General features: G+C 65.3%; 16 protein-coding genes and 1 pseudogene. 7 read left to right on the top strand and 10 right to left on the bottom strand.

What is annotated here, in order from left to right:
- Positions 1 to 95: 95 nt before the first annotated feature.
- From IWW33_RS04710 to IWW33_RS04730, 5 genes are all read right to left on the bottom strand, one after another.
- Positions 96 to 1,928 carry an ABC transporter ATP-binding protein gene (locus IWW33_RS04710; RefSeq protein WP_046787386.1) on the bottom strand — a complete coding sequence of 611 codons (1,833 nt, stop codon included), beginning with the start codon at positions 1,926 to 1,928 and terminating at the stop codon, positions 96 to 98.
- Positions 1,921 to 2,553, bottom strand: a complete 633-nt coding sequence (locus tag IWW33_RS04715; RefSeq protein WP_196914247.1) for a DsbA family protein — start codon at positions 2,551 to 2,553, stop codon at positions 1,921 to 1,923. Before IWW33_RS04715 ends, IWW33_RS04710 begins: the two co-directional genes overlap by 8 nt.
- Before the next feature lie 4 nt (positions 2,554 to 2,557).
- Positions 2,558 to 3,490, bottom strand: coding sequence for a rhodanese-related sulfurtransferase (locus tag IWW33_RS04720; protein WP_046787387.1), 933 nt, complete (start codon positions 3,488 to 3,490; stop codon positions 2,558 to 2,560).
- 202 nt (positions 3,491 to 3,692) lie between these two features.
- Positions 3,693 to 3,992, bottom strand: coding sequence for a BolA family protein (locus IWW33_RS04725; RefSeq protein ID WP_046787388.1), 300 nt, complete (start codon positions 3,990 to 3,992; stop codon positions 3,693 to 3,695).
- Positions 3,993 to 4,002: 10 nt separating this feature from the next.
- Positions 4,003 to 4,524, bottom strand: a complete 522-nt coding sequence (locus tag IWW33_RS04730) for a DUF2059 domain-containing protein (RefSeq protein WP_115272938.1) — start codon at positions 4,522 to 4,524, stop codon at positions 4,003 to 4,005.
- A 155-nt stretch (positions 4,525 to 4,679) separates the two neighbouring features.
- Between IWW33_RS04730 and IWW33_RS04735 the strand changes: the two genes are divergently transcribed.
- Positions 4,680 to 6,074, top strand: coding sequence for a class II fumarate hydratase (locus IWW33_RS04735; protein WP_046787390.1), 1,395 nt, complete (start codon positions 4,680 to 4,682; stop codon positions 6,072 to 6,074).
- Positions 6,075 to 6,240: 166 nt separating this feature from the next.
- Here the strand turns inward: IWW33_RS04735 and IWW33_RS04740 are convergent, their stop codons facing one another.
- On the bottom strand, positions 6,241 to 7,203 hold the full coding sequence (locus IWW33_RS04740) for a DMT family transporter (protein ID WP_174142149.1): 963 nt from the start codon (positions 7,201 to 7,203) through the stop codon (positions 6,241 to 6,243).
- A gap of 119 nt (positions 7,204 to 7,322) precedes the next feature.
- On the bottom strand, positions 7,323 to 8,816 hold the full coding sequence (gene pap, locus IWW33_RS04745; protein WP_046787392.1) for a polyphosphate:AMP phosphotransferase: 1,494 nt from the start codon (positions 8,814 to 8,816) through the stop codon (positions 7,323 to 7,325).
- A 156-nt stretch (positions 8,817 to 8,972) separates the two neighbouring features.
- Between pap and mnmC the strand changes: the two genes are divergently transcribed.
- The 5 genes from mnmC to IWW33_RS04770 all read left to right on the top strand — a co-directional run bounded on the left by mnmC (position 8,973) and on the right by IWW33_RS04770 (position 16,242).
- A complete protein-coding gene (gene mnmC, locus IWW33_RS04750) occupies positions 8,973 to 10,946 on the top strand; it encodes a bifunctional tRNA (5-methylaminomethyl-2-thiouridine)(34)-methyltransferase MnmD/FAD-dependent 5-carboxymethylaminomethyl-2-thiouridine(34) oxidoreductase MnmC (RefSeq protein ID WP_196914248.1) in 1,974 nt (657 codons plus the stop codon).
- A 167-nt stretch (positions 10,947 to 11,113) separates the two neighbouring features.
- Positions 11,114 to 12,901, top strand: coding sequence for an N-acetylglutaminylglutamine amidotransferase (locus IWW33_RS04755; RefSeq protein WP_196914249.1), 1,788 nt, complete (start codon positions 11,114 to 11,116; stop codon positions 12,899 to 12,901).
- A gap of 3 nt (positions 12,902 to 12,904) precedes the next feature.
- Positions 12,905 to 14,650 carry an N-acetylglutaminylglutamine synthetase gene (gene ngg / locus IWW33_RS04760; protein ID WP_046787395.1) on the top strand — a complete coding sequence of 582 codons (1,746 nt, stop codon included), beginning with the start codon at positions 12,905 to 12,907 and terminating at the stop codon, positions 14,648 to 14,650.
- Between the two features lie 118 nt (positions 14,651 to 14,768).
- Positions 14,769 to 15,953, top strand: coding sequence for an osmoprotectant NAGGN system M42 family peptidase (locus IWW33_RS04765; protein WP_046787396.1), 1,185 nt, complete (start codon positions 14,769 to 14,771; stop codon positions 15,951 to 15,953).
- 61 nt (positions 15,954 to 16,014) lie between these two features.
- Entirely contained in the window at positions 16,015 to 16,242 is a 228-nt protein-coding gene (locus IWW33_RS04770) for a YheU family protein (protein ID WP_039603187.1), read from the top strand.
- 54 nt (positions 16,243 to 16,296) lie between these two features.
- On the opposite strand, the gene csrA is transcribed toward IWW33_RS04770, so the two are convergent.
- Both csrA and IWW33_RS04780 read right to left on the bottom strand, forming a co-directional pair.
- Positions 16,297 to 16,485, bottom strand: a complete 189-nt coding sequence (gene csrA / locus IWW33_RS04775; protein WP_046787397.1) for a carbon storage regulator CsrA — start codon at positions 16,483 to 16,485, stop codon at positions 16,297 to 16,299.
- Positions 16,486 to 16,605: 120 nt separating this feature from the next.
- A complete protein-coding gene (locus tag IWW33_RS04780) occupies positions 16,606 to 17,421 on the bottom strand; it encodes an SDR family oxidoreductase (RefSeq protein WP_115272944.1) in 816 nt (271 codons plus the stop codon).
- A gap of 206 nt (positions 17,422 to 17,627) precedes the next feature.
- On the opposite strand from IWW33_RS04780, the gene IWW33_RS04785 reads away from it, so the two are divergent.
- Positions 17,628 to 17,780: a DUF3309 family protein gene (locus IWW33_RS04785; RefSeq protein ID WP_003252624.1), complete on the top strand. Its 153-nt coding sequence runs from the start codon at positions 17,628 to 17,630 to the stop codon at positions 17,778 to 17,780.
- 84 nt (positions 17,781 to 17,864) lie between these two features.
- Here IWW33_RS04785 and IWW33_RS26590 read toward each other — a convergent pair.
- Positions 17,865 to 20,942, bottom strand: a pseudogene (locus IWW33_RS26590) (transporter substrate-binding domain-containing protein); the annotation flags it as partial.
- Positions 20,943 to 20,948: the final 6 nt, after the last annotated feature.

Genomic DNA, 20,948 nt, shown 5'->3' on the forward strand with positions numbered 1-20,948 from the left:
ATAAGGCTCGAACCAACCAGACAAGCTCAGCGTAGGCCATTTGCCATCTGTGTGGAGGGAATTTTGAGTGCCAAGCTGCAAGCTTGCCGCTTGGGTCAGGTCTGCTGCAGATGCCCGTACAGCTTGGCATACAAGCCGCCCTCGGCGATCAACTGCTGGTGGCCGCCATCCTCGGCCACGTGCCCGCCGTCGAACACCAGCACACGGTCGGCCTGCTTCACCGCCGAAAGGCGGTGGGCGATGATCAGCGTGGTACGGCCACTGAGAAAGCGCGCCAGGGCCTGGTGCAGGTTGTACTCGGTGGCGGCGTCCAGCGCCGAGGTGGCCTCGTCGAGGATTACCACCTTCGGCTCGGCCAGGACCATGCGGGCAATCGCCAGGCGCTGGCGCTGGCCGCCGGACAGGCGCACACCAGAGCGGCCGACCACGCTGTCCAGCCCTTGCGGCAAGGCGCCAATGGTGGCGTCCAGTTGGGCGATGCGCAGCGCCTGCCAGCAGGCCTCGTCCGTGCAGTCGCGGCCCATGGTCAGGTTGGCGCGTACCGTGTCGTTGAACAGTGACGGGTGCTGCAGCACCACCGCCACATTTTCACGCAAGGTCTCCAGGCCGATTTCCTGCAGGCTGGCACCGCCAAAACGGATAGTCCCGGCCTGGGCGCTGTACAGGCCCAGCAGCAATTGCACCAGGGTACTTTTGCCGCCGCCACTGGCGCCGACGATGGCGACCTTTTCGCCCGGGGCAATGGACAGGTCCAGGTGCTCGAGCACCGGCTCGTCGGCATAGGCGAAGCGCAGGTCGCGCACTTCGATGCCAACCGTTTCACGGCCGGCGAACGGGTCGCGGGCAGCCGGGTATTGCGGCTCGTCATCACGCGCCAGCAACTCGTTGAGCCGGCTCAGGGCGCCGCCTGCGGCATAGTAGGCATATTGCAGGTTGAGCAACTGCTCGACCGGGCCGATCATGAACCACAGGTAGCTGAACACGGCCAGCATCTGCCCGATCGACAGGTCGGAGAACAGCACCGTGAGCATGGCCGCAGCACGGAAAATATCGATACCGAACTGGAACAGCAGGCCACTGGCACGGCCACTGGCATCGCTTTTCCATTGCGAATCCACGGCGTAATCGCGCACTTCGCGGGCACGCAGGCCCAGGCGGCCGAGGAAGTAGCCCTGGCGATTGCTGGCGCGGATTTCCTGGATGGCATCCAGGGTTTCGGCCAGCGCCTGGGTGAACCGCGAGGTGCTGTCGTTTTCGAGCTTTTTAAGGTGTTTGACGCGCTTGCCCAACTGCACGGTGAAGTAGATCACCAGCGGGTTGAACAACAGGATCAGCAAGGCCAGCTGCCAGTGCATCCAGATCAGGATCGCCGCCGTGCCGGTCAGGGTCAGCATGGCCACCAGGAAGCGGCTCAGGGTTTCGCCGACGAACTTGTCGAGGGTCTCCAGGTCGGTGACCAGGTGCGTGGTCACGGTGCCGCTGCCCAGGCTTTCGTACTCCTTGAGCGAGATACGCTTGAGCCGCTCGATCAGGCGGATGCGCAGGCGATAGACGATGTCTTTGGCAAGGCCGGCGAACAGCTTGGCCTGCACCACGTTGAAGCCCAACGCGGCCACGCGCAGGCACAGGGTAACGACCAGCATCAGGCCGATATAACCGGCCGCCACCTGCCAACCGCTGGGCAGCAGGTGGTTCATGAACTTCAGCGCGCCATCGCCGTGGCCCAGCAGTACTTCGTCGACCAGCAGGGGCAGCAGCAACGGAATAGGCACGCTGCAGCAGGCCGCCAGCACGGCCACCAGGTTGGCGGCCCAGAGGTGTTTCTTGTGGTGCAGTGCCAAGCGGCGGATTTGCGCCCAGCTCAGCCGGTCAGGCACAGCAGCGGGCTTCCCTGGCACCGGGTCGGGCGAGCCTGGCAGGTCAAGCACAAGCGGCCTGCTGTAGCCAGCGGCCAAGCAAGGGCTGCAGGCTTTGCAGCGGCTGGTAGCCGTTGGTCAACAGGGCGAGCTGGCCGTTGCGCTCAGCCAGCAGCGTTGGAAAACCGGCAATCCCCAGGTCCTGTACCCAGCTGAAATCGGCTGCAGTGGCAGCGCGCACGTCGGCACGCAGCAGGGCATCGGCGAAGGTTGCCCGATCGAACCCGGCCTGCTCGGCCAGCTCGACCAGCTGCGGCGCGGTGGTGACGTCCAGGCCCTGCTGGTAGAACCCACGCTGGATCAGTGCCAGCAGCGGCCAGACGCGCTCGGCGTCCAGTTCGCGGGCGGCCACCAGGGCGCGGCAGGCAGGCTCGGTGTCGTAGACGAAGCCATCGGGCATGGCACCTTCGAACGCGAACGGCTGCCCGGTGGCCTCGGCCACCGCCTGCCAATGCTCGAGGATGTACTTGCGGGTCGAGGCGTCCAGCGGGCTGGCACCGCGGCGCAACCCACCCGGCACCACCCGGGTGGCCACGCCCGCTTCACGCGCCTGGGCGATAAGGGCCTGGGCCACCGGTGCAAAACCCCAGCACCAGGAGCACATCGGGTCCATCACATAGAGCAGGCGGGCAGTCATGCAATCAGGCCTCGGCTTTGTAGTTGTAACCGATCGGGTGCGGCAGGTTGCGGGCCTTGGCCAGCTCGATCTGCTTCTGCCGGTCGATGGCGCTGCGCCGGGTCTTTTCGCTCAGGCTGTCCCAGCAGTGCGGGCAGCTCACGCCTGGCGAATAGTGCTCGGACGCGCGGTCCTGGGCGTTGACCGGGTGGCGGCAGGCATGGCACTGGTCGTACTCGCCTTCGGTCAGGTCATGGCGCACCGTGACGCGGTTGTCGAAGACAAAGCAGTCGCCGTCCCACAGGCTTTCTTCCTGGGGTACTTCCTCGAAGTATTTCAGGATGCCGCCCTTAAGATGATAGACCGCCTCGAAGCCTTCACCGAGCATGTAGCTGGAGGCTTTTTCACAGCGGATGCCGCCGGTGCAGAACATGGCGACCTTCTTGTGCTTGCTGGGGTCGAAGTTGGCCTTGATGTACTCGGGGAACTCGCGGAAGGTCTCGGTCTTGGGGTCGATTGCGCCCTTGAAGGTGCCGATGGCCACTTCGTAGTCGTTGCGGGTGTCGATCAGCAGTACTTCCGGGTCGCTGATCAGGGCATTCCAGTCTTTGGGATCGACGTAGGTACCAACGGCATTGTTCGGGTCCACGCCCGGCACGCCGAGGGTGACGATCTCTTTCTTGAGCTTGACCTTGGTGCGGTAGAACGGCTGCTCGTCGCAGTACGATTCCTTGTGGTCGACATCGACCAGGCGCGGGTCGCTGCGCAGCCAGGCGAGCAGGCCATCGATGCCTTCGCGGGTGGCCGAAACGGTGCCGTTGATGCCCTCGTTGGCCAGCAGCAGGGTGCCTTTGACGCCATTGTCGAGCATGGCCTTGAGCAGGGGCTCGCGCAGCTCTACGTAGTCTTCAAGGGTGACGAACTTGTACAGCGCCGCCACGACGATCGGTTGGGTCATTGCGTTGAATCTCCAGGTGGTTGCCCTCGTAAGGGGCGGACCGGGTTTGACAAAAAGCTGGGGGGCGCTCTGCGCCCCTTTCGCGACACAAGGCCGCCCTACAGGTGAATACATAACCCCTGTAGGAGCGGCCTTGTGTCGCGAAAGGGCCGCAAAGCGGCCCCCCGGATGTAGCAAATTGTACCAGAACGCCAAAAAGGATTCAGTGCTTGCCGCCACCTGCACACACCGGCGACGCAGGTGCAACACCCACCTTCGCCCACTCCTCGCTGGTATAGGTGTGGATGGCCAGCGCATGGATCTGGCCCATCAGTTCACCCATGGTGGCGTACACCTTCTGGTGGCGCTTGACGCTGTTGAGCCCGGCAAACTGCTCGCTGACGATCACCGCCTTGTAGTGGGTTTCCTGGCCACGGCTGTGCATGTGGCTTTCGTTGAGCACTTCAAGGTGCTGCGGCGCCAGGGCGGCCAGCTGCTGCTCGATGCGTTGCTGCATGGTCATCGGGTATTACTCACTTCTTGGCCGGGGCGGCCTTGCCGGCATTGGGGTCAAGCTCTTTGGTCATGTCTTCGAGCAGCTTGTTGACCACCGGCACTGCCGGCTCCAGGCTTTGCTGGGTCAGCTGGGCCGACTGCTGGGTGACCTTGGGCATCTGGCTGAGGACTTTCTTGCCCAGCGGCGACTGGTAGAACTTCACCAGGTCCTTGAGCTCCTGCTCGGTGAAGGTCTGGGTGTACAGGTCAACCATCTTCGGCTTGAGCTTGTTCCAGCCGATGGCGCTGTCCAGCGCGGCGTTGGCCTTGGCCTGGTAGCTTTCCAGCACCGACTGCTTGGTGGCCGGGGCCTTGGTCTGGGCGAAGCGCTGGGCGAACATCTGCTGGACCTGCATGTACACCGGGGTGCCCAGCTTGTCAGCGTTGGCCAAGGTCAGGAATTTCTCGGCGGCAGCGTTGTGGCTGGCGGTGGCAGCGAGTACCTGGCCGCTGGCACAGGCCAGGGCGACGGCAGCACAGAGGGCACGGAGACGGGTCATTGCATATCCTTCAAGGAGGGGGAGGCGGTACCTCAGAGATGAGCATTCTGCTCCCGCCAGGGTGCAGCGCTCAAGTGGCACGACGAGCGATTGAACCGCTCGATCGCATGGGGGCCTAAACTGCTGATTCTGACTGACAAGGGAGTGAACGCAGCATGAGCCGTATCGAAACAGACAGCCTGGGCCCGGTCGAAGTTCCGGAGCACGCCTACTGGGGCGCGCAGACCCAACGCTCGCTCATCAACTTTGCCATTGGCAAGGAACGCATGCCGCTCCCGGTGCTGCACGCCCTGGCGCTGATCAAAAAAGCCGCAGCACGGGTCAACGACCGCAATGGCGACCTGCCAGCCGACATCGCCCGCTTGATCGAGCAGGCTGCCGACGAAGTGCTCGACGGCGAGCACGACGACCAGTTCCCGCTGGTGGTGTGGCAGACCGGCAGCGGCACGCAGAGCAACATGAACGTCAACGAGGTGATTGCCGGGCGGGCCAACGAGCTGGCCGGCAAAGGCCGCGGCGGCAAGGCGCCGGTGCACCCCAACGACCATGTCAACCGCTCGCAAAGCTCCAACGACTGCTTCCCCACCGCCATGCACATTGCCGCAGCACAGGCGGTGCACGAGCAACTGCTACCGGCGATCGCCGAACTGTCTTCGGGGCTGGCCGAGCTGTCGGCGCGCCACCATAAACTGGTCAAGACTGGCCGCACGCACATGATGGACGCCACGCCCATCACCTTCGGCCAGGAGGTGTCGGCCTTCGTGGCCCAGCTCGACTACGCCCAGCGCGCCATCCGCGCCACCTTGCCGGCGGTGTGCGAACTGGCCCAGGGCGGCACTGCCGTGGGCACCGGGCTCAATGCCCCGCAGGGTTTCGCCGAAGCCATTGCTGCGGAACTGGCCGCCCTCTCCGGCCTGCCGTTCGTCACCGCGCCGAACAAGTTTGCCGCCCTGGCCGGCCACGAGCCGCTGACCAGCCTGGCGGGGGCGCTGAAGACCTTGGCGGTGGCCTTGATGAAAATCGCCAATGACTTGCGCCTGCTCGGCTCCGGGCCCCGCGCCGGGTTGGCCGAGGTGCGCCTGCCGGCCAACGAGCCGGGCAGCTCGATCATGCCAGGCAAGGTCAACCCGACCCAGTGCGAAGCGCTGTCGATGCTGGCCTGCCAGGTATTGGGCAATGACGCGGCCATCGGTTTTGCCGCCAGCCAGGGGCACCTGCAGTTGAACGTGTTCAAACCGGTGATCATTCATAACCTGCTGCAGTCGATCACGCTGCTGGCTGATGGCTGCCGCAACTTCCAGCAGCACTGCGTGGCCGGGATAGAGCCGGATACCGAACAGATGGCGGCGCACCTGGAGCGCGGGCTGATGCTGGTGACCGCGCTCAACCCGCATATCGGCTATGACAAAGCGGCGGAGATTGCCAAGAAGGCCTACAGCGAGGGCAAGACCCTGCGCGAGGCGGCGCTGGAATTGAAGTACCTGACCAATGAGCAGTTCGATGAGTGGGTGCGGCCGGAGAACATGCTGGCACCGGGTGGCAAGGGCTGATTGATCGGTAGGCTGCTGCGGCCCCATCGCCGGCAAGCCGGCTCCCACCGGTACCCCACAGTCTTCAGGCTTGGTGGGGACCTGAGGGAGTGTCTTGCTCAACTTCTAAAAGCTGGCGCGATCCCTGTGGGAGCCGGCTTGCCGGCGATAGGGCCGGAACAGGCTCTCAACCAACCTGAGCCAGGCGCGCCCTCCTCGCCCGCCACCCGGCCACCAGCGATGGCCCCAAGGCCACCAGGGTCGACCCCAGCACCACGGTCACCGCGCCTACATAGCCCAGGGCATTGATGTCTTCGGCCTGCACATACGCAGGCCACATCCAGGCCGCCACTGCCACCGCCACAAAGGTCACCAGTGGCGTCAGCGCCAGCGTGGCACTCACCCGCGATGCCTCCCAGTGCGCCAGTGCCTCGGCAAAAGCACCATAGGCCACCAGCGTGTTCAGGCAGCAGGCCAGCAGCAGCCAGCCTTGCAGGGGCGTCAACTGCAACGCCTCCAGCGGGTGCACCCAGGGTGTCAGCAGCGCGGCGCAGCTCAGGTAGATCACCATCATCACCTGCTGCGAATGCCACACCGTCAGCAACTGCTTCTGGCTCAGGGCATAGAACACCCAGATACTGGTGGCCAGCAGGATGGTCAGCACGCCCGTGGTGTAGGTGCCCAGCGAGGTCAGCAGCTCTTCAAGGCGCTGGTTGAAGAACAGGCCGAAGCCGGCAAGCAGCACCAGCAACCCCAGGCCTTGGCCCAGGCTGAAGCGCTCCTTGAACACGAACACGCTGGCCACCAGCAGCAGCACCGGGCCGATCTGCACCACCAATTGCGCAGTACCGGGGCTCAGCAGGTTCAGGCCGATCAGGTACAGCACGTAATTGCCCATCAGGCCGCACACGGCCACAGCCACCAGGCCTTTGCCTTTGGCGCCGAGCTTGCCGAACGAAGGCAAGCGGCGCTTGGCTGCCAGCCAGGCGAACAGCAGGCCGCCGGACACCAGCAGGCGGAACCAGGTGACGGTCACCGGGTCGACCACCTGCAACACCTGCTTGAGTTTGATTGGCAGGATGCCCCACAGCAGTGCGGTCAGAAGCGCCAGGGCCAGTCCATAGCTCCGGCGTCCGGATGTGATGTGCATAAAATCCTCGGTCGAGCCCGTTGTAGGGTGCCTCGATTCTAAAGGCTTGCTACCTGCCAACGGGGAAAAAAGGCGGGAAAAGAATTCATCAGGTCATTCCCCTGCGGCATGGCGGCTGACTATTTCTTGTGTTTGGCAAACGCCGCTTCCAGGGCTTCATTGATGGTGCGCAACACCTTCACCCGCGCCCAACGCTTGTCATTGGCCTCGACCAAGGTCCATGGCGCGATCTCGGTGCTGGTGCGGTCGACCATGTCCCCCACTGCATCCACATACAGGTCCCACTTGTCGCGGTTGCGCCAGTCGTCCTCGGTGATCTTGTAGCGCTTGAACGGGATCTGCTCGCGCTCTTCAAAACGCTCCAGCTGGGTTTGCTGGTCGATCGCCAGCCAGAACTTGACCACTACCGCGCCGGCGTTCACCAACTGTTCCTCGAAATCATTGATCTCGCCGTAGGCACGCATCCAGTCGGCCGGGGTGCAGAAGCCTTCGATGCGCTCCACCAGCACCCGGCCGTACCAGGAGCGGTCGAAGATGGTGAACTTGCCGCGTGCCGGAATGTGCCGCCAAAACCGCCACAGGTACGGCTGCGCACGCTCATCTTCGCTAGGGGCGGCGATCGGCACGATACGGTACTGGCGCGGGTCCAGCGCTGCAGCCACACGGCGAATCGCCCCGCCCTTGCCTGCAGCATCATTACCCTCGAACACGGCCACCAGCGAGTGCCGGCGCATGTGCTTGTGGCGCAACAGGCCGGCCAGGCGAGCCTGCTCGGTCACCAGTTGCTCCTGGTAGTCCTGCTTGTCCAGGTGCAGGGTCATGTCCAGGGCGCCGACCAGGCTGCGCTGATCGATGCTGCGCCCCAGCGGCGCAATGTTGCCCTGGTGCTTGCCTTTGGGGTTGACGGCCAGTGCGGCCTGCAGGCTTTCCAGCAAGATGCGCCCAACGGCCAGGCTGCGGTAGTTGGGGTCGACCCCTTCAACTACATGCCACGGTGCATAGTCACGGCTGGTACGGCGCAACACCCGCTCGCCAAAACGCACGAAACGGTCGTAGGTCTGCGACTGTTGCCAGTCCAGCGGGCTGATGCGCCAGCTGTGCAAGGGGTCGTCCTTGAGCGACTTGAGCCGCGCTTTCATCTGTTTCTTGGACAGGTGGAACCAGAACTTGATGATCAGCGCACCTTCGTCGCAAAGCATCTGCTCCAGGCGTTCGGCACCGGTGATGGCCTGGTCGAGCACCGCATCCTTGAACTGCCCATGCACCCTGCCCTGCAGCATCTGGCTGTACCAGTTGCCGAAAAACACGCCCATGCGCCCCTTTGGCGGCAGCGCCCGCCAGTAGCGCCAGGCGGGGGGCCGGGCCAGCTCTTCGTCGGTCTGCTGGTCGAAGGTGAGCACGTCGATCATGCGCGGGTCCATCCACTCGTTGAGCAGCTTGACCGTCTCGCCCTTGCCGGCGCCTTCGATGCCATTGATCAGCACGATCACCGGGAAGCGCGCCTGCTGCTTGAGTTCGTACTGGGCTTCGAGCAAAGCCTCGCGCAGCGCGGGCACTTCTGCCTCAAAGGTATCGTCGTCGATGCTGTGGCCAATTTCGGCGGATTCGAACATGCACTGGCTCCTTCAATGGATAAGCAAGATTAGCGGAATCCTGGCGGCAAGCGGCACGCTTCAAGCTGCAAGAAAACGCGGGCCGTGCCACCATCTGCTTTTTCTTCCAGCTTGCAGCTTGCCGCTTGCAGCTCCCCACCTCCAGCGAAACCAGCCATGCCCGCATCCACCCTCCTTCAGCATGCCCAGATCGACTGGGACGACCAGGGCCGCCCCCATTCGCGGCAATACGGCGATGTGTACTTCGCCATCAACGAGGGCATTGCCGAAACCCAGCATGTGTTCCTCGAACAAACCCGCCTGCGCCAGCGCTTCGCCAACCTGGCGCCCCACGCCTGCCTGGTGATCGGCGAAACCGGCTTTGGCACCGGCATGAATTTTTTCTGCGCCTGGCAGCTGTTCGCCGAAACAGCCCACGCCGACGCGCGCCTGCATTTCGTCAGCGTCGAGAAGTACCCCCTGGGCCATGCCGACATGGCCCGGGCGATGCGCCTGTGGCCGGAGCTGGCGGCGTTCACCGAACCCTTTTTGCGCCAGTACGTCGCGGTGCACCAGGGCTTCCAGCAGTTCACCTTCGACCAGGGCCGAATCACCCTCACCCTGCTGATCGGCGATGTGCTCGAGCAACTGCCGCAGCTGGACGCACGCATCGACGTGTGGTTCCTCGACGGTTTTGCCCCGGCCAAGAACCCCGACATGTGGACACCCGAGCTGTTCACGCAACTGGCCAGGTTGTCCCATGCCGGCACCGCACTGGGCACCTTCACCACCACCGGCTGGGTTCGCCGCAGCTTGATCGAGGCCGGCTTCACCATGAAGAAGGTGCCTGGCATCGGCAAGAAGTGGGAGGTGATGAGCGGTGAGTACACCGGCACGCCCAACGCGCCCATGTCGGCGCCCTGGTACGCCCGGCCAACTGCCCCAGAAGGCCCGCGCGAGGCCCTGGTGATCGGCGCAGGGCTCGCTGGCAGCGCCAGCGCTGCCAGCCTGGCCGCACGCGGCTGGCAGGTAACGGTACTGGAGCGTCACGACGCAGCGGCCCGCGAAGCCTCCGGCAACCCCCAGGGCGTGCTGTACCTCAAGCTGTCCGCGCACGGCACGGCTTTGTCGCAGATGATCCTGGCCGGCTTCGGCTATACACGGCGCCAGCTTGAACTACTGCAGCGCGGCCAGGACTGGGATGCGTGCGGGGTGTTGCAACTGGCCTTCGACAGCAAGGAAGCCGAACGCCAGGGCAAGCTCGCCGACGCCTTCGAGGGCAGCTTGCTGCGTGCCGTGCAGCGCAGTGAAGCCGAAGCGATTGCCGGGGTCGCGCTGCCTGCCGGCGGGTTGTTCTACCCCGAAGGCGGCTGGGTGCACCCACCGGCACTGTGCAACGCTCAACTGCAGCACCGTAACATTCGCCTGCTGGCCCATCACGATGTGCTAGCACTGCGCAAGGCCGATGGCCTGTGGCAAGCCTGGGCCGGCGACCGGCTGCTGGCCAGCGCGCCAGTGGTGGTGCTGGCCGGGGCGGCTGACGTGAAGCGTTTCGGGCCCTGTACGCAGTTGCCGCTCAAGCGCATCCGCGGGCAGATCACCCGCCTGCCGGTGACCGACGCCAGCCGGGCGCTGGCTACCGTAGTCTGCGCCGAGGGCTATGTGGCACCGCCCAGGGGTGAGGAGCACACGCTGGGGGCCAGCTTCGACTTCCATAGCGAGGACCTGGCGCCGACCGTGGCCGAGCACCAGGGCAACCTGGCCATGCTGGATGAAATCTCCAGCGACCTGGCCCGGCGCCTGGGTGTCCCAGCGCTTGCCCCTGAGCAGTTGCAGGGGCGCGCAGCATTTCGCTGCACCAGCCCGGATTACTTGCCGATCGTGGGGCCGGTTGCCGACCCTGCAGCCTTCGCCGAAGCCTATGCCGTCCTGGCCAAGGACGCGCGGCAGGTGCCCGAGGTGCCCTGCCCCTGGCTGGAGGGGCTGTATGTGAACAGCGGGCATGGGTCGCGGGGGCTGATCACGGCGCCGCTTTCGGGCGAGCTGATTGCGGCCTGGGTCAGTGGCGAGCCATTGCCGCTGCCGCGGGCGGTGGCTGAAGCATGCCATCCGAACCGGTTTGGCTTGCGCAAGTTGATTCGGGGTAAATGAAGGGGCTGCTGTGCAGCCCAATCGCCGGCAAGCCGGCGATTGGCCGCATTACAAAGCGCTGCTTATAACAGATCGATCTAAAACTCTCGCAAATCCCCCAGGTCAGTTCCTTACAGGCGCCCTAATCCGGGGCGCTGATTCCCCAACGGAAAAACCGGTAAGGACCTATGTGCGGATTAGCAGGAGAGTTGCGTTTCACCCCCATCGACCAAGCCCCTCGCCCGGCGGACCTCGCCGCAGTAGAGCGCATGACCCATCACCTGGCGCCTCGTGGCCCCGACGCCTGGGGCTTCCATAGCCTGGGCCCGATTGCCCTGGGCCATCGCCGGCTGAAAATCATGGACCTGTCCGACGGCTCGGCTCAGCCCATGGTCGACAACACCCTGGGCCTGTCTTTGGCCTTCAACGGTGCCATCTACAACTTCCCCGAACTGCGCCAGGAGCTGCAAGACCTGGGCTACACCTTCTGGTCCGACGGCGACACCGAGGTGCTGCTCAAGGGCTACCACGCCTGGGGCGCGGCCTTGCTGCCCAAGCTCAACGGCATGTTCGCCCTGGCCATCTGGGAGCGCGACAACCAGCGCCTGTTCCTGGCCCGCGACCGCCTGGGCGTCAAGCCTTTGTACCTGTCGCGCAACGGCGAGCGCCTGCGCTTTGCCTCGACCCTGCCAGCGCTGCTCAAAGGTGGCGACATCGACCCGATGATCGACCCGGTAGCGCTCAACCACTACCTCAACTTCCACGCCGTGGTGCCGGCGCCACGCACCTTGCTGGCCAATGTGCAAAAGCTCGAACCCGGCACCTGGATGCGCGTCGACCGCCACGGTGAAGTCGAACGCCAGACCTGGTGGCAGCTGCATTACGGCCCCAACCCGGACGAGCGCGACCTCGACCTGGAAGGCTGGACCACCCGTGTGCTCGATGCCACCCGTGATGCCGTCGGCATCCGCCAGCGCGCCGCCGTGGACGTAGGCGTACTGCTGTCCGGCGGCGTCGACTCCAGCCTGTTGGTCGGCTTGCTGCGCGAAGTGGGCGTTGACGACCTGTCGACCTTCTCCATCGGCTTCGAGGATGCCGGCGGCGAGCGCGGTGACGAGTTCCAGTACTCCGACCTGATCGCCAAGCACTACGGCACCCGCCACCACAAGCTGCGCATCGCCGAAAGCGAAATCATCGAGCAATTGCCGGCCGCGTTCCGCGCCATGAGCGAACCGATGGTCAGCCACGACTGCATCGCCTTCTACCTGCTGTCACGCGAAGTGGCCAAGCACTGCAAGGGCGTGCAGAGCGGCCAGGGTGCCGACGAGCTGTTCGCCGGCTACCACTGGTACCCGCAGGTGGACGGCGCCAAGGATGCCTGTGGCGCCTACCGCGATGCGTTCTTCGACCGCAGCCATGCCGAGTACCGCGACACCGTGCAAGCGCCGTGGCTGCTGGAAACCGACGTGGCCGGCGACTTCGTGCGCGAACACTTCGCCCGCCCGGGCGCGGCCGAGGCAGTAGACAAGGCGCTGCGCCTGGACAGCACGGTGATGCTGGTCGACGACCCGGTCAAACGGGTCGACAACATGACCATGGCCTGGGGCCTGGAGGCCCGTACACCGTTCCTGGACTACCGCCTGGTCGAGCTGTCGGCACGCATCCCGGCGCGCTTCAAATTGCCCGATGGCGGCAAGCAAGTGCTCAAGCAAGCCGCACGCCGGGTGATCCCCCATGAGGTGATCGACCGCAAGAAAGGCTACTTCCCGGTACCCGGCCTCAAGCACCTGCAAGGCGCCACCCTGGACTGGGTACGCGAACTGCTCACCGACCCCAGCCAGGACCGCGGGCTGTTCAACCCGGCCATGGTAGACCGCCTGCTGAGCAACCCGCATGGCCAGCTTACCCCGCTGCGCGGCTCCAAGCTGTGGCAGCTGGCGGCGCTGAACCTGTGGCTCAGCGAACAAGGAATCTGACCGATGAAAGCCCATGAAACCGCCTACGGTCAGCGCCTGCTGCGTGGCCAGGCGCCGTCCTACGAGCGCCTGCAGGCGCGCCTGGCCGGCGATGGCAGCGAGCCCCACAGCCAGCCGCGTGCGCTGCACTGCGGCTGGGGCCGGCTGCTGATAGGCCACACCTACCCGGACCCGGCCAGCCTGGCCGAGGCGCTGCAGCAGGAACGTCCCGGCGAGCGTGACATCGCATTGTATGTGGCGGCCCCGCAACAGCTGCTGGCGCAGGCACCGCAGCAGCTGTTCCTCGACCCGTCCGACACGCTGCGGCTGTGGTTCACCGACTACCGCCAGGCGCAACGGGTGTTTCGCGGTTTCCGTATCCGCCGCGCACAAAGCGCCAGCGACTGGCAGGCCATCAACACCCTGTACCAGGCACGCGGCATGCTCCCGGTGCAGCCCGAGCTGCTGACGCCGCGCCACCAGGGCGGGCCGGTGTACTGGCTGGCCGAGGACGAAGACAGCGGCGCGGTGATTGGCAGCGTCATGGGCCTGAACCACAGCAAGGCGTTCGATGACCCCGAGCACGGCAGCAGCCTGTGGTGCCTGGCCGTGGACCCGCATTGCACCCGCCCTGGCGTGGGTGAGGTGCTGGTGCGCCACCTGGTCGAGCACTTCATGAGCCGCGGCCTGGCCTACCTGGACTTGTCGGTGTTGCACGACAACCGCCAGGCCAAGCGGCTGTACGAGAAGCTCGGTTTCCGCAACCTGCCGACCTTCGCGGTCAAACGCAAGAACGGCATCAACCAGCAATTGTTTCTTGGCCCCGGCCCTGAAGCGGGGCTGAACCCGTATGCACGGATCATCGTCGATGAGGCCTACCGCCGTGGCATCGAGGTGCAGGTGGACGACGCCGCAGGCGGGCTGTTTACCCTCAGCCTGGGCGGGCGTCGGGTGCGTTGCCGCGAGTCGCTGAGCGACCTGACCAGTGCGGTCAGCATGACCCTCTGCCAGGACAAGCGCCTGACCCAGCAAACCTTGCACAACGCCGGCCTGCTGGTGCCGGTGCAGCAACTGGCCGGCAATGCGGACGACAACCTGGCGTTTCTCGACGAGCACGGCGCGGTGGTGGTCAAGCCGGTGGATGGCGAGCAGGGCCAAGGGGTGGCGGTGAACCTGACCACTTACGAGGAAGTCAGCCAAGCCATAGAACACGCCCGCCGTTTCGACAGCCGTGTGCTGCTGGAGAGCTTCCACCCGGGCCATGACCTGCGCATCGTGGTGATCGGTTTCGAGGTGGTTGCGGCGGCGATTCGGCACCCGGCCCAGGTGGTCGGCGACGGTAAACACAGCATCCTTGAGCTGATCGAGGCCCAGAGCCGCCGCCGTCAGGCCGCTACGGGCGGTGAAAGCCGCATTCCGCTGGACGACGAGACCGAGCGCACCCTGCGTGATGCCGGCTTCGACTACACCAGCGTATTGCCTGCAGGCCAGCGCCTGGCCGTGCGCCGCACCGCCAACCTGCACACGGGCGGCACGCTGGAGGATGTTACCGAGCGCCTGCACCCTGTGTTGGCCGACGCGGCCGTGCGCGCGGCGCGGGCGCTGGAAATTCCAGTGGTGGGCCTGGACCTGATGGTGCGTGATGCCGAACAGCCGGACTACGTGATCATCGAGGCCAATGAGCGCGCCGGCTTGGCCAACCATGAACCGCAGCCAACGGCAGAGCGCTTTGTCGACCTGCTGTTCCCGCATAGCCGGGCGTTGGCGTGAATCCATGACGGCCCTATCGCCGGCAAGCCGGCTCCTACAAGGCTCATCACGGTCCATGTGGGAACCGGCTTGCCGGCGATAGGGCCCGCCAGAGCACAGCTTTACCCGAGGAGTACCCATGTCTGAACGATACCCCGAGCCGGACCTTGACTACCTCAAGCGCGTCCTGCTGGAGATGCTCGCCATCCCCAGCCCGACCGGCTTCACCGACACCATCGTGCGCTATGTCGCCGAACGCCTGGACGAACTGGGCATTCCCTTCGAGCTGACCCGCCGCGGCACCATCCGCGCCACCCTCAAGGGCCGGCAAAGCTCCCCAGACCGCGCCGTCTCGGCCCACCTGGACACCATCGGCGCCAGCGTGCGCCAATTGCAGGACAACGGCCGCCTGGCCCTGGCCCCGGTGGGCTGCTGGTCGAGCCGTTTCGCCGAGGGCAGCCGGGTCAGTGTATTCACCGACACCGGCGTGTTCCGCGGCAGCGTGCTGCCGCTGATGGCCAGCGGGCACGCCTTCAATACCGCCATCGACCAGATGCCCGTCAGCTGGGAGCACGTAGAAGTGCGCCTGGACGCCTACTGCACCACCCGCGCCGACTGCGAGTCGTTGGGGATTGCCATTGGCGACTTCGTGGCGTTCGACCCGCTGCCGGAGTTCACCGACAGCGGCCATATCAGTGCCCGCCATCTGGACGACAAAGCCGGCGTGGCCGCGCTGCTGGCTGCCCTCAAGGCAGTCGTGGAAAGCGGCCGCCAGCCGATGATCGACTGCCACCCGCTGTTCACCATCACCGAAGAAACCGGTTCAGGCTCTGCCGCTGCCCTGCCCTGGGACGTCAGCGAGTTCGTCGGCATCGACATTGCCCCGGTGGCACCCGGCCAGGCGTCGAGCGAACACGCCGTCAGCGTGGCCATGCAGGACTCGTCGGGGCCCTATGACTACCACCTGTCACGCCACTTGCTGAAACTGGCCGGCGACCAGGAGCTGCCGGTGCGGCGTGACGTGTTCCGCTATTACTTCAGCGATGCCCATTCGGCGGTCACCGCCGGGCACGATATCCGCACGGCGCTGGTGGCGTTCGGTTGCGATGCCACCCATGGTTACGAGCGCACCCACATCGACAGCCTGGCCGCGCTCAGCCGCCTGTTGTCGGGCTACCTGCTCAGCCCGCCGGTGTTCGCAAGCGATTCCAACCCGGCCAATGCCTCGCTGGAGCGCTTCAGCCACCAGCTGGAGCACGATGCGCAGATGGAGAGCGATACCCGGGTGCCTGCCGTCGACAGCCTGGTGGGGAACAAGGAGTGAGCCGTAGCGGCCCGGTTTGGCGTAGCATGGGCGCATTCTTTTACCAAGCTGAATGCCGCCCATGCTGATCCCCTACGAACACTTGCAAGCCGAAACCCTGACGCGCCTGATCGAGGATTTCGTCACCCGCGACGGCACCGACAATGGTGATGACACGCCGCTGGAAACCCGTGTGCTGCGGGTGCGCCAGGCGCTGGCCAAGGGCCAGGCGTTCATCCTGTTCGACCCGGAAAGCCAACAGTGCCAGCTGTTGGCCAAGCATGATGTGCCGCGCGAACTGCTCGACTGACCGGTACCGGCCGCTTCGCGGAGCAAACCCGCGAAGCGGCCGGTGAGGTCAACCTCAAGCCGAATTGCCCTTGCGCTTCTCCCCCGCCTTGATCCGCTTGTACACCTCCGCCCGGTGCACCGACACTTCACGCGGCGCACTCACGCCAAAACGCACCATGCCATTGCGTGTTTCCACCACCTTGATCTCAATATCGTCACCAATGTTGATGACTTCGCCGACTACGCGTCCAATGACCAACATGTTCCGGTCCTCCGGCAACAGGGAAAACCGGAGAGTGCATGGGGATATTCGGTGACTCAACGCCTTCGCAGCAATTCAGAACAAGCCTACATCGGCAGGTAATTCGCCCTACAGACGGAACTACAATCCGCGTGCCTGGGCCTTGCCACGCATTTTCACCGCCATCTCTGCCATCTCGTCATACAGCCGCTGTGGCGCCTGCTGCTTGAGCTGCCAGGCCTGGCGCCCTGCCTCGTGGGGCAGGATCAGGAATTCACCGGCGTCCACCTGCTGGTGGATGTAGTCGGCAATGTCCGACGCACTGATCGGCGAGCCCTCCAGCAGTTTGCCCACCTGGGCCTTCATGGCCGGGTTCGGGCCGCGGAAAGAGTCGAGCAGGTTGGTCTGGAAGAACGACGGGCACACCACGTGCACAGCCACTTCCAGCTGGCGCAGCTCTACCAGCAGGCTCTCCGACAACGCCAGCACACCGGCCTTGGCAACGTTGTAGTTGCTCATGCCCGGCCCCTGCATCAGGGCCGCCATCGACGCCACATTGATGATGCGCCCCTTGCTGCGTTCGAGCAGCGGCAGGAAGGCCTTGCAGCCCTTGACCACACCCATCAGGTTGACCGCGATCTGCCAGTCCCAGTCTTCCAGCGACAGCTCGGCGAAGAAGCCGCCCGAGGCGACACCGGCGTTGTTGACGATCACATCGATACCGCCGAACTTCTCTTCGCAGGCCTGGGCCAGGGCGGTCAGCTGGCTGTAGTCGCGCACGTCGCAGCGCTGGACGAAACCCTCGCCGCCGGCACCGCGCACAAGCTCCAGGGTTTCGCGCAGGCCTGGCTCGTTGACGTCGGCCAACGCCAGGCGCCAGCCCTCGCGCGCCCAGCGCAGGGCAATCTCGCGGCCGAGGCCGGAACCGGCGCCAGTGATCATGATGCGTTTGTGCATGGTGGCAGGCCTTGTACTGATGGGTGGTCAGCCCAGTCTAATCAAGGCGTTGGCGCCAGAGAGGGTTCATCAGGGTAGTGAATGGGCGGGCATGACCAAACGGTCAGTACCAGGCAAATGGAATCTTTGCCAAGCGGCGCCGGTCCGAATTAACAAGAGGCCAGCTGTACGAGGCTCTTGACCCCTAACCACGCAAGGACTCCGTCATGACCACGATCCTCATCATCATCCTGATCCTGCTGTTGATTGGTGGCTTACCGGTCTTCCCACACTCGCGCAGCTGGGGCTATGGCCCATCCGGCATCATTGGCGTGGTGCTGGTGATTCTGCTGGTGTTGTTGTTGCTCGGCATGATTTGAACCAGGGGCGTGCAAGGCCAGTTGCTGTTCAAGCTGCAGCATGGCCTCGCGCAGCGCCCCCACATCCTGCTCGATATCGCCCGGTGCGGGCGGTTTGGCTTGGCATCTGCGCTCCAACCGCTCGCACAGGTCGACTATCACTCTTGCCCGAGCGATCCGGGCGCCTCCCTTTATCCGATGGGCCAGCATGGCCAGCGCCTCAGCATTGGCCGGCACCTGCGCAAGTAGCTGCAGGTCCTGCAGGTTGCTGGCACGAAGGTCGGCCAACAACGCTCGCAGTGCAGCCTCGTCGCCGGCCACCAGCCGCCTGATGTGTTCGATGTCCAGCAGTGCAGGACTGGCACGGGCCAAGGCCCGAACCAGGCCGTCCAGCCCCAGAGGCTTGAACAGGCAAGCGTCCATGCCTGCTGCACGGCAGCGCCGGCGTTCAACCTGTGTGGCACTGGCAGTCAAACCGATCACCTGGCACCTGGGCCTGCCGCTGCGCCGCTCGTGCTCGCGGATGGCGCGGGCCAGCGCGTAGCCGTTGAGCCGAGGCATGTTGCAGTCACTGATCACCCCGTCGAAGTGCTCGCCCAACCACAAGCGCAAGGCCTGGGTACCGTCCTGGGCAACGCACGCCTGATGCCCGAGGTATTCGAGCTGTTGCACCAGCAACAGGCGGTTGGCCGGATAGTCGTCGACCACCAGCAGGCGCAGCGGCTGGGGCGGGTGACGAGTGTCACCGGTAGCGGCCGCCGGCCGTTGCTGGGCAGCACTCAACTGCGGCAGGCTCAGGCGCACGTTCACTTCGGTGCCCTGCCCCAGCACGCTGTGCAGGTGCAGGCTGCCGCCCATCATCTCGCACAGGCTGCGGCTGATGCCAAGGCCCAGGCCGGCGCTGCAGCGCGGTGACTGGCATTGGTTGCTGGCCTGACGGAACGGTTGCCCCAGGTGCGCAAGCTCGCTTGCGGCAATGCCGACACCGGTATCGCGCACCGTCAGCTCCACCGCCAGGTAACCGTCCACCGCTGTTGCCGACAGGTTCACCGTCACCTCGCCGTGTTCGGTGAACTTGATGGCATTGCTCAGCAGGTTGGCCAGCACCTGCTTGAAGCGCAGCGGGTCGAGCATGACCTGGGCATCCACCTGGCCTTGGGTAACCAGGCGCAACGCCAGGCCTTTGCTGCGCGCCTGCTGCTCGAACAACTGCAGCACCCGCCCCACGTGTTCGCGCAGGCACACCCGCTGGGCAGCAAACTGCAAGTGCCCGGACTCGATACGGGTGATGTCCAGGATGTCTCCGATCAGTTCCAGCAGGCCACGCGCCGCTTCGTCGGCCACCTCCAGTGCCAGGTGGTCGAACTCGCCTCGCTCGGCCTTGCGCCGTGCCAGTTCAAGCATGCCCTGCACAGCATGCAAGGGCGTGCGAAGCTCGTGGCTCATGGTGGTCAGGAACTGGGTCTTGGCCTGGTTTGCGGCATCGGCCTCACGCTTGGCACGGCGCAATTGCACCTGCAGGCGCCGCAGGTAGCGGATCCACAGCAAGGCCAGGCCGAGCAACAGCAGGGCCGTGGTAAAACCCAGCAGGATACGGCCGCGGTAACGTTGCCACACACCGTCAGCGACGATCATCGGGTTGCGCCAGCGACGTACCAGGCCGTCAATCTCGTGCGGTGACAGGCTGAGCAGGGCTTTGTCGAGTATGCCCTGCAGTTCAACCGCCCCGCGGGCGCTGGCCAGGGCGAAATGCGCGGGCGGCAGCGGCAGGCTGGCGCTGATCTTGAGCTGGCCCGGGTAGCCACGCGCGATCAGTGCTCGCGCGTCATCGAGGGTCAGCACGGCGGCGGCCGCCTTGCCGCGAGCCACGGCGCGCAAGGCTTCAACGGGGCTGGCCACGGCCATTGGCACAACCTGCGGATAATGCTGGCCAAGCATTTCATGCAGGGCACTGCCCCACACCAGGGCCAGCGGTCGCCCGGCCAGTTGCTCGAGGTTGCCAGGAGCCTGCGGTGCATCGCGCGTCACCAGTACCCGCGAGGCACTGAGGTAAGCACGGCTGAAGGACACCTGGCGCTCCAGGGCTGGGCTGCGCGGCAGGCCGGCAATCAGTTGCACCTCGCCCTCGCGCAGTTGTTCGAGCATGCCTTGCAGCGTGCCGCCAGCCTGCACCTCGAAACGCAGCCCGGTGCGCCGGCTGATCAGTTGCAGCACATCCAGGCTCAGGCCCCGCCATTGGCCCTTGCCATCGCGAAAGCTCAGCGGCAACAGCTGCTCGTCCATCGCCACCTGCACGCGTGGATTGTCGAGCAACCAGCGCTGCTCGGCCTCGCTCAACTGCAGCGGCACTGGCCGCTGCGCGGCGGCGCCCAGTGGGCTCCACCGTTCGCGAATGCGCTGGTGCTGGCGCTCGGTGAGGTTGCCAAGGGCGGCATCGACCAGCCCCGGCAAGGGCGTATCGCCATTGAGCATGGCAAAACCGATGCCCTGCCGGGGCAGCCCGGCGTGGCCGACTTCCTCGACACCGGCAAGTTGGCCGCGGCCCAACGCGTAGCGGGCCGCCAAGGCATTGCCCAGGTACAGGTCGGCATGCCCGAGTGCCAACGTCGCCAGGGCATCGAACGGAGAAAGGTGGGTTTGCACACGTGCCTGAGGGTAGCGGTCGCGGACCTGCTCCAGGCTGCGGTAGCCCTGGACCATCACCAGGTCGAGGCCGTGCGTGTCATCGACCCGTTCACGGCCACGCGCCTCACGCGCCAGCAGCAAGGGGCAATCCTCGGCGTAAGGCCGTGACAGCCGCAACCCCGCGTCCAGTGCCTGGCGGCTGGTGACCGAGCCGAGCAGGTCGACCTCGCCTGCACGCAATGCCGCATGCGCCTCGGCGAACGCTTCGAAAACCTGCACCTGCACCTGCAGGTTCAACTGTTCGCCCAGCAGCCCGGCGTAATCAGCGGTAATGCCTTCATAGGCGCTGCCGGTGCCGAGGATGTCGAGGGGCGGGTTGTCCTGGGCCAGCACGCCCAAACGCAGCGAGCGGCGCGCCCACAACCAGCGTATGCCTGCTTCATTGGGCTCGTGGCGGGGCCCGTCCAGGGTGGCCCGCGCGTGCAACTGCGGCCTGGCCAGCGCTGGCAGTGTCAGCACGAAACAGAGCAACGCCAGGAGCAAGGCACGTAAGGGCACGCGGGG

Origin of the sequence: Pseudomonas sp. M2 (genome assembly GCF_015751845.1) — a bacterium.
In the GTDB taxonomy this organism is placed as follows: Bacteria; Pseudomonadota; Gammaproteobacteria; order Pseudomonadales; family Pseudomonadaceae; genus Aquipseudomonas; species Aquipseudomonas putida_E.